This window comes from Salinivibrio siamensis, from assembly GCF_001996005.1.
Classification (GTDB): Bacteria; Pseudomonadota; Gammaproteobacteria; order Enterobacterales; family Vibrionaceae; genus Salinivibrio; species Salinivibrio siamensis.
In genome coordinates this window covers 15,564-29,743 of the sequence record NZ_MUFB01000004.1, presented here as the reverse complement: position 1 = coordinate 29,743, position 14,180 = coordinate 15,564, and the positions used below count along the sequence as shown (strand labels likewise).

The window sequence follows — 14,180 nt, the reverse complement described above, 5'->3', positions numbered from 1 at the left end:
CATAACCAATAACGCGTTGATGCCTGCTCACGTAGGCATCACATTGATTCTAATGCGGATGATACCATCCAGCGAGGAGACGAATGATGTCTGATACCCCTGTATTTCACCTTGGCGTAACAAAAGCGGATCTTCAAGGCGCAACCACGGCGATTATTCCTGGCGACCCTGCGCGCGTAGAAAAAATTGCTAACTTGATGGAAAAACCCACGTTTCTCGCCTCACAGCGTGAGTATACCTTGTACCTCGGTTGGCTTGATGGCAAACCTGTGGTGGTTTGCTCAACGGGTATCGGTGGCCCATCGACCTCTATTGCGGTTGAGGAGTTGGCACAACTTGGCGTTGGCACCTTCTTGCGTGTGGGCACGACCGGGGCAATTCAGCCTGACATTAATGTCGGTGACATGATTGTGACCACCGGCTCTGTACGCCTTGACGGTGCAAGTACGCACTTTGCACCAATGGAGTTCCCTGCGGTGGCCGATTTTGACGTCGCTACGGCCATGAAAGCCGCCGTTGATGAAGATGGTGCGACGGTTCACACTGGCGTGACGGCATCCAGTGATACCTTCTACCCAGGTCAAGAGCGTTACGATACCTTTAGCGGCCGTGTTGTGCGTCGTTTCCAAGGTTCAATGCAAGAATGGCAGGACATGGGTGTGCTGAACTTTGAGATGGAATCAGCCACATTGCTGACCATGTGTGCGAGCTCCGGCCTGCGAGCGGGTTGCGTGGCGGGCGTGATTATCAACCGCACACAGAAAGAGACCCCAGATCATGCAACCTTGAAAGAGACGGAAGCGCGCTCGATTAAAGTCGTGGTAGAGGCTGCACGAAAGCTTCTGTCATAAGCGAGACCTCGTTATCCTACCCAAACGCGGTGCCCTCGGGCACCGCGTTTTTTTATTGTCGACCGTTTAGCGAACCTGTCCTATTGCTTCGCGCAAGCGTTTAGCTCGTTCTTACCTCAATCGTCCCGCCCGCTGCGATAAACCAGTCATAAAGATGAGTACGCAGGTTGGCCAGTTGATCAGGGCCAATCAAGGCTAAGCCTAAATCGGTGGCACGGGTAATATCGTGATGCCTTAATGGCCTAAAGCTTACCAACATCGCGCGCGCCTGCAGCCCTCCGAGCAAATCACGCAAGGACTCCAGCTTGTATAGGGTATCGTCGCCGTCGCTCGACATGCCTTTGGTTTTGCATTCAATAATATGCAGCTTGTTATTCACCACCATGGCAACATCTAACTCATTGCGCACCTCGCGCTCACCAATTTGACGATATACCTGTAAAGAGAGGGCACTGTCTTGGATGGTGGGAAGCTCCTGTTGGATGGAAGTGACAGTGTGGTGCACGTAGCTTTCTAGCCACTCCCCGTTGGCAAAACGTCGCGCTTCTTCACAGCTAAATGTCAGCACCCCTTGCTCATAACTGGCTAAGCCGGCATCCGAGAGGTCATTGAGAAGAATACCAAGCTCGCGATAACCTTGCTGCTTCTCACTAAGCGCGACGTCTAAACGTTGCTCTTTACGACACGTGGTTGCGAGGTAGTTCAAAGTGGCTAGGCCTGGACCGAGCTCATAGGCATTGCTGGCCCACTTTTCCCCTAACCGGTAAATGTCATTGGTTAAACAACCTGTAACTTGGTCATCTTGGTGCTCACAGCGCGCGCCGAAAACCGTTAAATACTCAGTGAGACTAATATGGTCTTCCACTTGTTGCTGGGGGAGGCCGTCAGGGTACAGCCAACAAAGCTCGTCGCTATAGGGCTCAATTACATAGCTGGGCCACTGATAGGTACGAAATACTTCATAAGCGGAGAGTAATTGGTGGCGCAGGCCACAGCTCGCATTAAAAAGGATGTCTTCAGAAGCGTTGCTGAGCTGTTCTGCCAGTTGTTTCACTTGGCTTTTTACTTCACGAATATTGATATCGTCCGAGATTTCAAAAAACTCGGTTTCAATCCCCTTGGGTGCCAACACACGTGTTAAACGCTCAAACTCCAGATCTTGCTCCAGTGTGCCAATGAGTATCAGCTTACTCACAGGCAATTGCTGATGTAAAACAGGGGTGACGAGACGGACGGGGTCAGAGTCGATGATTCCTACATGAATAGCCATAATTGCTCCAGGCGGGCTACGAGGCGGCATTAGGCCGCTTAATTATCAGTATAGTTGCCAGCCTCAACAGGTGGCGTAACTATTAATATCCGGCCTCGCGGTCAGGCTTTCAACCATTCGCTGCGTAAATAAGTGTAATTTTACACAGCGCTGACGTGATATCCGTCCTGTTAACTCAGCAATAACCGCGCCTTTTACGTGACAGTGCCGAGCTAACCCTGTGTAACCGTGTTTCTTCCTTCTAGGCGCGACTTTGCTTAAGTGCTTGCTGGCGCAGTGTTTCTGTCAAACTATTTAGCTCAGGCAACATGCGTCGAATTAAGTGTAGCTGTTGCAGCACCATGCTTAGCGGCGCGTTATCAACAGGCGCGTACGAAGGTGATTGCGATGCGTTAGCGTCATTGGCGTGGTGCTCATCAATGCTCACAGGCTCGCCTGCGGGTGTCTTGGTGCCAGTGGATGGTACTTGGGTGGGTAACTCTGCTGGCAATGCTTGACCCAAACGCTCAGTCAGTGTGTTAAGTGATTGATGAATCTCACGATGGAGTTGCGCCATTTTTTGGTGATTAACTTCATCATCCATGCGACTACGGTGCGCGCCGAGGGCCGAAATATAGCTCAACATTGCGTTGTTTAAACACAAGAACCGGAAGGTCTCTTCTATATTGGTGCGATAGCGTCCAGGCTCCACCAGCATGTTACTGATAGCGGTGGTGAGCTCGGCATCGGCATTGTGGGCGTGACGTCGAGCGATACGATAAGCCAGGTTGTCGCGCTTACCGACGCGGTATTGCGCAATCACATGAGCAAGATAGTCTCGATTGGCTTGCAAGGCTTCGGTCATGATCCCGCGCAAACGGTGTGCTTGCCAGTCGGGTAACACGTAACGGACGGCCGCGACGGCAATCAAGCTGCCAATGACGGTATCGCCAAGGCGGGGAAGAATAACAGCGAAGCCTTGGCCGAATTGGCTAAAGCACATTAATACCAACAGCGTAATAAACAAGGTTGCGAGGGTGTATTGCACGGTGCGAAACGCGAAAAAGAGCACACCGGTGATCACCATCAACGCCAGTTGACTGCTGGGATCTGGAAAGAGATAGAGCGCCGGTACGCCCAAGAGTAGACCGGCGACGGTGCCCAATACTCTCTCTTTAAGCTTACTGCGGGTGGCTGAATAGTTGGTTTGGCACACGAACTGAATGGTCATCAAAATCCAAAAACCGTGCTCTAGCGAAAGCCCTTGGATCAGGGCGTAGCCGGTCAGCAGTGATAAGGACAAACGCACCGCATGACGAAACCGCAATGATTTGACCGTGAGCTGTCGACGAATGCGGTAAGCCATTTCCCCCAACGAGTGTGCATCAGGGTCGGCCAGTTCACTTTCTTGCAGATTGTCCGTGCTAGCTAAGTGGCTCAAGCTGGCGAGTTGTTGTTCTACTGTTTCCAAGTTTTTGTAGAGAAAATCGAGTTGCTGCAGCAGTGCGAGGCGAGTGCTGTTTTGCTCCTCTTGTGCCGACAAATAGGCCATCGACTGTTTGATTGCCATGAGCGCTTGTTGGCCTGTTTTCGGATGCTGGTAGTGTGTACCGATTGACATGGCTTGAGCGACATCCCGGCAGGCTTGAGCTTGCGCGTTTAATAAGGCTTCAAAGCGAAAGAGGATATCGGAATGGAAAAAATGCGCCGCCAGATCTTGGTAACGATAATGGGATGAACTGACACGCTCGTGAATATCTTGAGCAATGAAATAGGTTTGTAGCAAGGTTTGATGGCGCTGTGTGAGTCGGCCACGCCGCGCACGTGTCAGCAATGACGCTTTTGCTTGGTTTAGCGCCGCCACCACTTGGGCATTTTGGTTAGCGGCGGCGATACGCGTCGGCTGCGGAACCAATTCAGCCACGGGATGAAATAAACGGGATTTGGTTTCCATGTACGTCGCCGTTTGACGAAAAACCGCCGCGAGCCGATGCTGCACAGGGCGGTGAGGCCAAATGAGGATCCATACTAGCGATAGCAGCCCATACCAGAGTGCGCCTGACAGCAGCATCATAGGTTGTAACCACATATCACTGCCTTGCTCCATCCCCAGCATGGTATAAACCGCGAGAAGCAAAGAGGCAAAGGCAATGGTGCCATAGCGCTCACCGATCGCACCCAGCATGATAAAACCGAAACTCGATAGTGTGAGACCAATGGCAAATAACCAAGGCGTGTCGTAAAGCAGTTCGACAGAAAAGGCGGCGACCGTGAAGCAAACGAGTGTGACGCCAAGTGCTCGTACCCGCCCCCAAAAGTGGTCATCCACTTCTGCCAACGCCGAGGCAATCACGCCCAACACCAGCGGTGTGACAATATCCGTACGGTCTGCATACCCCGCATAAAGCGCTACCCCCATTAGGGCAATAAGGACGCGAATGCTGTCATTAATACGATGGTTCGCCCAATACTCACGCACGGCGAGCGGCAGGAAAGGTAAACGTGGCAGAGAAAGAGACATAAATAACGGTGATCGGCCAACAATGCTGGCAAGATAGCAGAAACGGGACCAGAAACTAAGCCTCAATCGGGTATTTTGTCATGGATTAAGAAAATGGTTGCGGCAGGTCAATTTCGCGTTGTCAGCGCAGTGCGTAGGCAGTGGCATCGCGCTAGTGAATTGATTTATCGAGCCTTGAGAAGTAGCATGCCAAGCATCTTTTTAGGGCACAACGCGTGCGCTATTCGCTGAATAACGTTGAGATATGAAACTTACGGCCAACCGTTGGGCACAATGGCTTGTTTATGGCGATCATTATAGCCTGCAGTTAGAAGATGATGGTTTATTGCTGGAGTCTCGCCACCATCGCCAATACATTCCTTTCTCAGCATGGGACGGGCAACTTCGGGTGTCGCGTGGTTTGCTTTGGGGCACGATTTCGCTGACCGGTTACACCGAAGAGGGCGACCCACTGCCATTCGAGGTCTTTGGCTTGCCATGGGATCACGCCCAACAGGCGGGACAAACTATCTATCGCCACTATCAAGCCTATATCGCCCGTTATCAAAAACGGCTGGCAATGATACGCCCCAGTTTACTGGCAGAGCTTGATGCACTGGTGAATGCGCCAGGTTATGCACGTGTCACACAATTACGCACCGCGCAGCAAACGGTATTGAATAAGCTGGAAGGCGAGGGGATACCCGTCTCATTCTTAGCCAATTTGGACGAAAGCCTTGCCACCACGTTAGCGCCTGTGTTGCAGGCCGATTCAAGCTGGCTGAAAGCCCGCAATCAACAGTGGCAAGCGGCGATGCTTAACCAGTGGCAAACCTGGTTTGATCAGGTTGAGTCGTCGCCTTTGAATGCGGGACAGCGCGAGGCCGTGCTTACTGATGAATCTCATACCTTGGTGGTGGCTGGGCCCGGAAGCGGTAAAACCAGCGTGTTGGTAGCACGCGCCGCCTACTTGATTGAAAGCGGTCAAGCCAAGCCTGAGCAGCTTTTGTTGCTGGCCTTTGGTCGAGATGCCGCCACCGAGCTCAAAACTCGGATTAAGACCAAAACGGGCCATGAAGTGAATGTAACCACCTTCCATGGTTTTGCCCGCCAGCAACTTGCTGAACACCAAGGACAGGCGCCGATTATTTCTCCACTCGCCAGTGATGAGACGGCGAAATCGGCATGGCTGACCCAAACACTCGCCGAACACTGGCAACAGTCCTCTACCCGTAAAGCATGGGACAAATTACATCAGCAGCACGCACTGCCACTTGATGATAATGCTGAGCTCAGCGCCTGTGCCCATGAAAACCGGTTGCACACTTGGATTTGGTCGCGTCTCTCTCGAGTGATCCAAGCCAATACCACCAAGCGCGCCCTGACCGATAGATTGGCGAGCTTTGATGAGCAGAGTGCGTTAAAAAATGAACTGGCGGTGATTTGGCCGTTGTACCAAGCCTACAAACAGGCGCTAAAAGCGGAGCAGGCGGTTGATTTTGATGGTTTGATCGTAAAAGCCACCAAGTTGTTTCAGCAGCGAAAATTCGTCACGCCTATTCAGTTTGTGATGGTCGATGAGTATCAAGACATCTCCCCGGCACGGTTGGCGATGCTCGAGGCACTGTGTCACGGTAAAACGGACAGTGAAACCCAATCACCACGCGCCTCCTTGTATGCCGTGGGGGATGATTGGCAAGCCATTTATCGCTTTGCCGGTGCCGACGTCAGTTTAACCACCGAGTTTGCACAGCGTTTCGGTGACAGTGAAATTTGCTGGCTGACCACCTGTTATCGCTACCCGTCTACCTTGGGGAGTGTGGCACAACAATTTATTGGCCAAAACCCTAAACAGCTCAGCAAACAATTAGATTACGCGCGAGACAAGGCATCGACGAAAACACCCAAATCGATCAAGGTGATCACTGACGATAAGCTAGAAAAGACACTGGCAAGCTTAGAGAAAAAGCATGCTAAAGCAGAGCACGCTGTGAGTGTGATGCTGATTGGTCGCACGCATGCCATCCGTCCTGACGCACTAGAAAGCTGGCAAAATGCGTATCCTTCATTGGCGCTTCGCTATACCACCGCACACGCCAGCAAGGGCCAAGAAGCGCACTATGTGTTTATCCTCGGCATGGATGATGGCGTATTTCCCGCCAAACCACGCTCGCTTTCACTCGATGAGGCGTTATTAGGGAAAAATGAAGAGCCGGTTGAGCACGCGGAAGAACGACGACTGTTTTATGTCGCCCTGACACGCGCACAAAAACAAGTGTGGCTAGTACACCAAAAAGGTCATGCCTCATCATTTGTTGAGGAGCTCAAAGGGTATCTCTAGAAGGTGTATAACCCACACTGTCAGCGAATGACTCACAGCGTGGGGCAAGTACTACAAACGCTCGTCTAAATAGGCTTGATAATCGGGGATTTGAACATCCACCTCTTGCCCGAACAGCGGGGAGGTAATCAGAAAACGGGCGGTTGAGCGATTGGTGGCAACGGGAATGTTCCAAACCGTGCTGACACGCAGTAGTGCTTTGACATCTGGGTCGTGTGGCACGGCATTGAGCGGATCCCAAAAGAAAATCATCGCATCAATTTTTTGTTCAGAAATCATCGCACCGAGTTGCTGATCGCCACCCATTGGGCCGCTGATAAGCGGAGTGATTTTTAATCCGGTTTCTCGCGCAAGAATATGCCCCGTGGTGCCAGTAGCATAAAGCTCATGCTGACTCAGTATCTCTTTATTCTCTTGTACCCACTCGCTCAAGGCGTTTTTGTAGTGATCGTGCGCCACTAACGCCACGTGTTTACGCGCAAGCATGGTGCGAGACGTTTGCTTCATACCTATCATCCCTCGTTAACAAGGTGGTTGCTATCAAACTGCGTGAAGCAGCATTTACCGAAGCCTAAATCAATCCGGCGATGAAATATATCGTACAACGGTCAAACTCTGACGGTCACTTGTCAGAATTATCACATTATCAATAAAAAAATAGCCAAGCAGATGAAATAACATCTATTTTTTCACCCACTTGTTAATCAAGCACGCAAAAGTAGCGCGACAACCCGTCCAAGTAGCAACAAAAAGGCTACAGTTAGGTAATCAGGCAATGGAAGTGCCTAGTCATGCAGGAGTGTTTATGAGCAAGGAGTACGCGTATGTGGGTGACACTGGATTTTGAAGCATCCGGTTTGTCGTTAGTGTCTTACCCGATTGAGGTCGGGTACGTGTTACCAAATGGCGACAGCCATAGTTTTTTGATTGACCCTTCCACCGCCAGTGGACATTGGCACCACTGGGACAAAGAAGCCGAAACCCGAATTCATGGGATCTCCCGCGAGCGCCTTTTTAGTGAAGGGATGAGTGTGTTAGAAGTATGCCAGCACCTTAACCAAACCCTTGCCCCCTTTGAGCATGTATTGTGCGACAGCCAGTGGGATCTGTTTTGGATGGGGCGGCTTTATAAAGCCTGTTATATGCGCCCCTCATTCACCTTAATGGAGGTAAACCAGTGGCTAAAAAAGCACAGCGATCTCGATCGGCGCGATTTTAGTCGCGAAATGGAGGCTTTGGGGCCGACACCGCATCGAGCAGAAGAAGATGCGCGGCAAATTCGTCGCGCCCTTGATAGCTTGTTAAAATAGGGGTTCTTTCAGCACATTATCGGGATGTCATGACAGCACCTTCAAGCCTTAGGTTGGCACAATTCAACCTGTCTCTAGCCGGACGTCAAGCCGGTGACATTAAAGCACAGATGTTAGCGCCCACCCCCAGCCGACAAATTAGAAATCTCGCCGCGACCCTACAACGAGTGCGTCCTGATGTGGCGGTGCTTTGCGAGTTTGATCATCCGGGCAGCGGTGGCGACGATGGTGCGCTCGCCGCATTTTGTGAGCGGCATTTGGCTCAATCGCAACACGGTGAAATGCCGATTGATTATCCGTATCGCTATTTGCCGGCCACCAATACGGGCTTAAAATTAACGGTGCCGGTCAGTGATCACCAACGCTTAAATCGTGCCCAGCAATGCCATGGCTTTGGCGACTATCATGGTCAATTTGGCTATGTGATTTTATCGCGTTACCCCATCGAAGATGCCGCAATTCGCACTTGGCAGCACTTTGCGTGGCATCAATTGCCTCGCCATCAGCTTCCTGCGAAGTATTACACCGAACAAGCACAACAGGCGCTGCGTCTCGCCTCAAAAAACTTGGTGTCAGTGCCGATACGGGTCGGCGAACATCGAATACAAGTGGTGGCCTGTCATCCCACACCGCCCGTGTTTGATGGACCGGAAAAGCGTAACTGGCGGCGCAACAGTGATGAAATTCACCAACTAATTGGCCTTTTAGACAACGCCGATTGGCTGGTGGACGACAAGGGCGTCCGCGGCGGACTTGCTTCCGAGACGCCGTTTGTGGTGATTGGCGATTTAAATGCGGATCCGAGCTACGGCGATGGAGATAAACAAGCCATTGGCGCTTTGCTCAATCATCCGCGTGTGCATCCAGAGGTCGCTGTCGGCGCACAGGTGCCAAAAAGTGAGGCGGCACTGTCTCACGCCTTTCGCTTTATCGATGGGAAAGGGCGGGCAATCGCCACCCACAACGGCGGGCTGCGCCTTGATTATGTCCTACCTTCGCGAGAGCTCGCGGTGCAAGCCTCCGGCGTATTTTGGCCTGCGCCTAATGATGTCGACTACCCACTGATTTGTGATAAAAACGGCCAAGAAAATGCGCGGGCTCACTCCGATCATCGTCTTGTTTGGGTCGATGTGGCGCTGAGTTAGCGAAGCTGCGTGTCCAGCGCCACGCCTTCACGCTGACACGCGACTTCTGCAAGGCGCTTAGCTTGTTCGTCAGGCTTTAAAAAGCAGCAGGTTGAGCAATAACTGTGATCATCGACGGTAAAGATCCGGCAGCAGCCGCCGCGTAGACGGAAGCTATGGGTTTGCAGCACGGTTTGGGTGTCATTCGGGTCGTAGACGGTGACATCGTGGAAACCACTGCGCTTGCTATAAAGTGGGGTGCCGCGTTGATGGACGATAGATAGAGCTGCGTCACGCGCGGCTTGCTCGCAATCACGATGTTTACCCACCATCAAAAAGGCAATACAGATTGAATCGGCAACCACTTTCCAAAGTGGTCCTTCACGCATGCCACTTTGCTCCGCCACCGCGTCGACGATGGGCGAAAAATGCCGTAATAAGGCGCCATGCAAAATAGCCTGCCAATCCTTTGCCGCAGGCTGTTCCCAACCAATCAAGGCATTGAGATAAAAATGCGGCTTGTGATAAACGAGCTCTTCGCCGTTCGGTTTAGTGACACGGGTAGGCTCGTATTTAACTTGCCAGTTATCTAAGTCCAGCGAGGGAAGCTGTCCAGCCTGTAGCCAGCTTGCCAGCACCGGAAGCAAAAACTCATAGGCATAGGCGCCGATAAAAAGTGTGCCCTGGGCGCGGTTATCTGCATCGCCATAGGTGGCGTTGACGGCGGAAAAACACTGCGTCAATCCGTGCTCAGTCGTGAGCTGTTCTTGAAGTGATGTGCCCACTACATCATCTGGTATCACAGACAAGCCTAAAGCAGCGGGGAAAGGGGACAGTGCAACCGTGGCGGGCAGTGGTAACACATCAACGCTAGGATCGGCCGCGTTCATCAACACTCCTTTATGATAGGCGCCAAAAAAGCGAAATTTAGCATGTACGGCAATCAATTGTAAGAGTGATTCGTATTTAGGCATACGAGTGGCGACGATGGCACGAATAACACACCAGACGTAAGCGGATGGAGCCTGAGGGAAGAGAGGCGAAAACTCGCCTCTCAACACTCACCGCCATTATGCGGTTGAAGGAGGCTGGACTTGATAGCGTCCAGGCTTGTGGTTCATGGCCAGTACGAGATTGGTGGTAATCGCCGCGGCGACAGATAAGGCTATCAGCCATGGGTCAACGATCATCAGCGACAACACCACAATCGAGCAATCCAACGCCATTTGTACTTTCCCAGCGCGAATACCAAATCGTTGCTGTAAGAACAACGCCAAGGTGTTAAATCCGCCCAAGCTGCATTGATGGCGGAACATCACCAGCATGCCCATGCCAATTAAGCCGCCGCCAAACAGCGCCGCATACACAGGATGAATGCTGTTGATAGTTAATACGGCGCTTAGATGATCCGCACCGAATGAAACGATGCTGACCGCAACCAAGGTACTGATGGTGAAGCGTTTGCCCATTTGGGTGTAGGCGAGCCAATAAAAAGGCAGGTTGATCACGAAGAAAAGCTCACCAAAGCTGAAATCGGTGATCCGTTGTAAAAAGAGTGCTAGCCCAGCGGTACCGCCGGTCAGTAACCCCACTTGATTGAAAAAGAAGATGCCGAGTGACACCAAACTACTGCCAATCAGTAACGCTAATGCGTTTTCACGCTTGGAATGATTTCTATCCATATTTGCGTTCTATCCCTATTAAAACGACCGCTACACCATACGCCGTTGTTCGGATAGGTCGAGTCAAACGCTCGTTTGATAACAAGTGAATAACAACTCAATGCGTACATTATCATTTACGTTGTGGCTTTGATCACGATAAAAGTCGGTGTCTACAGACCAAAGTCTAATCCACATTGTCTACAATATTGTTCTATTCTGGCTTTATTGAAGTTTTTAGGCGGTTTTTATGTCTTTATTGTCGACAAATGATCAATTTATCGATCAGAGCGTGCAAGCGGCGCAGCTTGAGTCACGAGAGCCCACCAAGTCAGCCAGTCTGACCGAGCAACTTATCGAGGCGATTGTCACCGGCACTTATCCAGCGGGCACCAAGGTATCGGAAGCGGGGTTGGCTGCTGCATTTGGCGTCAGCCGAGGGCCACTGCGTGAAGCCATGATGCGGGTCGAAGCCTTGGGTTTGGTAGAGCGCGTCCCTCATGTTGGGGCAAGGGTAGTGACTCTCACGCATCGTCAACTGGCTGAGATTTATGCGGTGCGAGAAGCGTTAGAAGGTATGGCCGCAAGACTGGCTTGCGCACACATCACCGATGCGGAAATTGAGCAGTTAAGTGCAGTGCTCGACACCCACCATGCCTATATCGAACGGGTGGAGGGGGCGGCCTACTTTCACCAACAAGGCGATTTTGATTTTCATTATTGCATCATCAAAGCCAGTCATAACCAGAAACTGATCAACCTGTTGTGCGGTGAGTTGTACCACTTGCTGCGGATGTACCGCTTTCAATCGCCCCGGGCGCATTCTCGCCCCCAGCAAGCGTTGCAAGAGCACATGCAGATTTTGGCGGCAATTCGAGAGCGCGATGCCGAGTTGGCCGAAATGCTGATGCGTCGTCATATTCAGCGCAGTCGCCAACTGATTGAACAGCAAATTACCGATTAATTAATCCGCTAAGCCATGAGTTCACAAGGAGAATACTATGAGTGCAGGTGCACGTTTTCGCCAAGCGGTGCGCAACAATATTCCGCTGCAAGTCGTCGGCACAATCAACCCCTATTGCGCCATGATGGCAGAGCGAGTGGGGCATCAAGCCATTTACCTCTCTGGAGGTGGAATTGCCAATGCCTCTTATGGCTTACCGGATTTGGGGATCACGACTCTCAACGACGTTTTGGAAGATGTCCGCCGGATCACCGCAGCAACCGACGTGCCCTTACTAGTGGATATTGATACCGGCTTTGGCGGCGCGCTCAATATTGCTCGCACCATTCGCGAAATGGAGCGGGCCGGTGCAGGCGCGGTGCATATGGAAGATCAAGTGGCGCAAAAGCGCTGCGGTCATCGTCCCAACAAAGAAATTGTCAGCCAAGCTGAAATGGTCGACCGCATTAAAGCCGCGGTGGATGCGCGGACCGATCCTGAGTTTGTGATCATGGCGCGCACCGACGCCTTGGCGGTGGAAGGCATGGACAGTGCTGTCGCCCGCGCCAGAGCGTACGTAGAAGCAGGGGCGGACATGATTTTCCCCGAAGCCATGCAAACACTCGAGCAGTACCAAGCCTTTGTCGAGCAAGTAAAGGTGCCGGTGCTGGCGAATATCACCGAGTTTGGTCAAACCCCACTGTTTACCAGCCAAGAGCTGGCGGGCGTCGGGGTCAGCATGGTGCTGTATCCGCTCTCTGCGTTTCGTGCCATGAACCAAGCCGCCCTCAATGTGTATCAACACTTGCTGGATGATGGCCACCAGAAAAACGTGGTCGACACCATGCAAACCCGTGATGCCCTCTATGACTTCTTGGGGTATCACGCCTACGAACAACAATTGGATCGCTTATTTGGAAAAGAGTGATCACGAACGTACACCCACGGTGTGAAAACGTCGGTTACACCACTGGAATTATCGCCACGTTCACGGATTCATGCAGCGGTTGAATCTGATGGCATCAAAGGAAAGGAGCCAATCATGACAAATGTCGCCGTCGCACCCAAAGACAAAGCCATCTCCGGCGCAGGCCTTCGTGGCCAAAGTGCCGGCACCACCGCCTTGTGTACGGTGGGACAAACCGGTACTGGATTAACCTATCGCGGTTACGACATTACCGATTTAGCCAATCACGCCCAATTTGAGGAAGTGGCTTACCTGCTACTCAAAGGCCAACTCCCCAATCGCCAAGCGCTGGCTGACTACACAGAAACCTTGGTCGGTAAGCGGGGGTTACCTGACGCCTTAAAAGCGGTGCTGGAGCGAATTCCTGCCAATGCGCACCCCATGGATGTGATGCGTACCGGCTGCTCGATGCTGGGTAACTTGGATCAAGAAACCGACTTTAGTGAGCAAGCGGATAAAACCGATACCCTGTTAGCGATGTTGCCGGCCATTATCTGTTACTGGTACCGCTATTCGCATGATGGTGTGCGAGTCGATACCTATCAGCCGGAGGTGAAAAGCATTGGCGGTTACTTTCTCAAAATGCTCACTGACGAAACCCCGTCGCCACTGCATGAATCCGTGATGCATTGCTCGCTGGTGCTGTATGCTGAGCATGAGTTTAATGCCTCGACCTTTACTGCCCGTGTGTGTGCGTCCACTTTGTCCGATTTGCACTCTTGTATTACGGCGGCCATCGGCAGCTTGCGCGGCCCATTGCATGGCGGTGCCAATGAAGCGGCGATGGCGATGCTCGAGCAGTGGCGAACGCCTGACGACGCTGAAGCCGGGCTAATGCAAATGCTCGCCAACAAAGACAAAGTGATGGGCTTTGGCCATGCGATTTACCGTGAATCAGACCCCCGCAATGCGCTTATTAAGCATTGGTCGAAACAGCTTGCCGAAAACGCACCGGACGCTTGGCTTTATGACGTGTCTGAGCGGGTTGAGCAGGTGATGAAGCGCGAAAAAGGCTTGTTCCCCAATGCCGATTTTTATCACGCATCGGCCTACCACTTTATGGGGATCCCGACCAAGTTGTTTACCCCGATTTTTGTTATGAGCCGAGTAACGGGCTGGGCGGCGCATGTGTTTGAGCAGCGCGCTAATAACCGCATTATTCGCCCMAGTGCCGATTACGACGGCCCTGARCACCAAGATTGGCTACCTATCGATCAGCGCCCCTAATCAGCGC

General features: G+C 52.0%; 12 protein-coding genes. 7 read left to right on the top strand and 5 right to left on the bottom strand.

Annotation, left to right across the window (positions count from 1 at the left end; genetic code table 11):
* Positions 1-86 precede the first annotated feature (86 nt).
* Positions 87-851, top strand: a complete 765-nt coding sequence (gene udp, locus BZG73_RS03280; protein ID WP_046073381.1) for a uridine phosphorylase — start codon at positions 87-89, stop codon at positions 849-851.
* A gap of 100 nt (positions 852-951) precedes the next feature.
* On the opposite strand, the gene BZG73_RS03275 is transcribed toward udp, so the two are convergent.
* Together BZG73_RS03275 and yccS are read right to left on the bottom strand one after the other, a co-directional pair.
* Positions 952-2,121 (bottom strand): Card1-like endonuclease domain-containing protein, encoded by a 1,170-nt coding sequence (locus BZG73_RS03275; protein WP_077667572.1) that lies wholly within the window; start codon positions 2,119-2,121, stop codon positions 952-954.
* A 241-nt stretch (positions 2,122-2,362) separates the two neighbouring features.
* Complete coding sequence (yccS, locus tag BZG73_RS03270; RefSeq protein ID WP_077667571.1) at positions 2,363-4,621, bottom strand: YccS family putative transporter; 2,259 nt, start codon at positions 4,619-4,621, stop codon at positions 2,363-2,365.
* A 244-nt stretch (positions 4,622-4,865) separates the two neighbouring features.
* On the opposite strand from yccS, the gene helD reads away from it, so the two are divergent.
* The gene (gene helD, locus BZG73_RS03265; protein ID WP_077667570.1) at positions 4,866-6,941 is read left to right on the top strand and encodes a DNA helicase IV; all 2,076 of its coding nucleotides are present in this window, start codon (positions 4,866-4,868) and stop codon (positions 6,939-6,941) included.
* A 51-nt stretch (positions 6,942-6,992) separates the two neighbouring features.
* Here helD and BZG73_RS03260 read toward each other — a convergent pair whose 3' ends face one another.
* On the bottom strand, positions 6,993-7,448 hold the full coding sequence (locus BZG73_RS03260; protein WP_046073377.1) for a methylglyoxal synthase: 456 nt from the start codon (positions 7,446-7,448) through the stop codon (positions 6,993-6,995).
* A 317-nt stretch (positions 7,449-7,765) separates the two neighbouring features.
* Here BZG73_RS03260 and BZG73_RS03255 point away from each other — a divergent pair, with 317 nt between their 5' ends.
* Both BZG73_RS03255 and BZG73_RS03250 read left to right on the top strand, forming a co-directional pair.
* Complete coding sequence (locus BZG73_RS03255) at positions 7,766-8,251, top strand: 3'-5' exonuclease family protein (RefSeq protein ID WP_077667569.1); 486 nt, start codon at positions 7,766-7,768, stop codon at positions 8,249-8,251.
* A 29-nt stretch (positions 8,252-8,280) separates the two neighbouring features.
* On the top strand, positions 8,281-9,396 hold the full coding sequence (locus BZG73_RS03250; RefSeq protein ID WP_077667568.1) for an endonuclease/exonuclease/phosphatase family protein: 1,116 nt from the start codon (positions 8,281-8,283) through the stop codon (positions 9,394-9,396).
* Here BZG73_RS03250 and BZG73_RS03245 read toward each other — a convergent pair.
* Both BZG73_RS03245 and BZG73_RS03240 read right to left on the bottom strand, forming a co-directional pair.
* On the bottom strand, positions 9,393-10,265 hold the full coding sequence (locus tag BZG73_RS03245) for a ferric iron reductase (RefSeq protein ID WP_158075261.1): 873 nt from the start codon (positions 10,263-10,265) through the stop codon (positions 9,393-9,395). The two genes, BZG73_RS03250 and BZG73_RS03245, sit on opposite strands and share 4 nt — an antisense overlap.
* Before the next feature lie 180 nt (positions 10,266-10,445).
* Entirely contained in the window at positions 10,446-11,057 is a 612-nt protein-coding gene (locus tag BZG73_RS03240) for a YitT family protein (protein WP_046073373.1), read from the bottom strand.
* A gap of 229 nt (positions 11,058-11,286) precedes the next feature.
* Between BZG73_RS03240 and BZG73_RS03235 the strand changes: the two genes are divergently transcribed.
* The 3 genes from BZG73_RS03235 to prpC all read left to right on the top strand — a co-directional run bounded on the left by BZG73_RS03235 (position 11,287) and on the right by prpC (position 14,173).
* Positions 11,287-12,000, top strand: a complete 714-nt coding sequence (locus tag BZG73_RS03235) for a GntR family transcriptional regulator (protein WP_077667566.1) — start codon at positions 11,287-11,289, stop codon at positions 11,998-12,000.
* Between the two features lie 37 nt (positions 12,001-12,037).
* A complete protein-coding gene (gene prpB, locus BZG73_RS03230) occupies positions 12,038-12,907 on the top strand; it encodes a methylisocitrate lyase (protein ID WP_046073371.1) in 870 nt (289 codons plus the stop codon).
* A gap of 114 nt (positions 12,908-13,021) precedes the next feature.
* Entirely contained in the window at positions 13,022-14,173 is a 1,152-nt protein-coding gene (gene prpC / locus BZG73_RS03225; protein WP_077667565.1) for a bifunctional 2-methylcitrate synthase/citrate synthase, read from the top strand.
* Positions 14,174-14,180: the final 7 nt, after the last annotated feature.

Coding starts and splice junctions, on each gene's coding strand:
- udp (WP_046073381.1), top strand. CDS start 87: ATGTCTGATACCCCTGTATTTCACCTTGGCGTAACAAAAGCGGATCTT.
- BZG73_RS03275 (WP_077667572.1), bottom strand. CDS start 2,121: ATGGCTATTCATGTAGGAATCATCGACTCTGACCCCGTCCGTCTCGTC.
- yccS (WP_077667571.1), bottom strand. CDS start 4,621: ATGTCTCTTTCTCTGCCACGTTTACCTTTCCTGCCGCTCGCCGTGCGT.
- helD (WP_077667570.1), top strand. CDS start 4,866: ATGAAACTTACGGCCAACCGTTGGGCACAATGGCTTGTTTATGGCGAT.
- BZG73_RS03260 (WP_046073377.1), bottom strand. CDS start 7,448: ATGAAGCAAACGTCTCGCACCATGCTTGCGCGTAAACACGTGGCGTTA.
- BZG73_RS03255 (WP_077667569.1), top strand. CDS start 7,766: ATGTGGGTGACACTGGATTTTGAAGCATCCGGTTTGTCGTTAGTGTCT.
- BZG73_RS03250 (WP_077667568.1), top strand. CDS start 8,281: ATGACAGCACCTTCAAGCCTTAGGTTGGCACAATTCAACCTGTCTCTA.
- BZG73_RS03245 (WP_158075261.1), bottom strand. CDS start 10,265: ATGAACGCGGCCGATCCTAGCGTTGATGTGTTACCACTGCCCGCCACG.
- BZG73_RS03240 (WP_046073373.1), bottom strand. CDS start 11,057: ATGGATAGAAATCATTCCAAGCGTGAAAACGCATTAGCGTTACTGATT.
- BZG73_RS03235 (WP_077667566.1), top strand. CDS start 11,287: ATGTCTTTATTGTCGACAAATGATCAATTTATCGATCAGAGCGTGCAA.
- prpB (WP_046073371.1), top strand. CDS start 12,038: ATGAGTGCAGGTGCACGTTTTCGCCAAGCGGTGCGCAACAATATTCCG.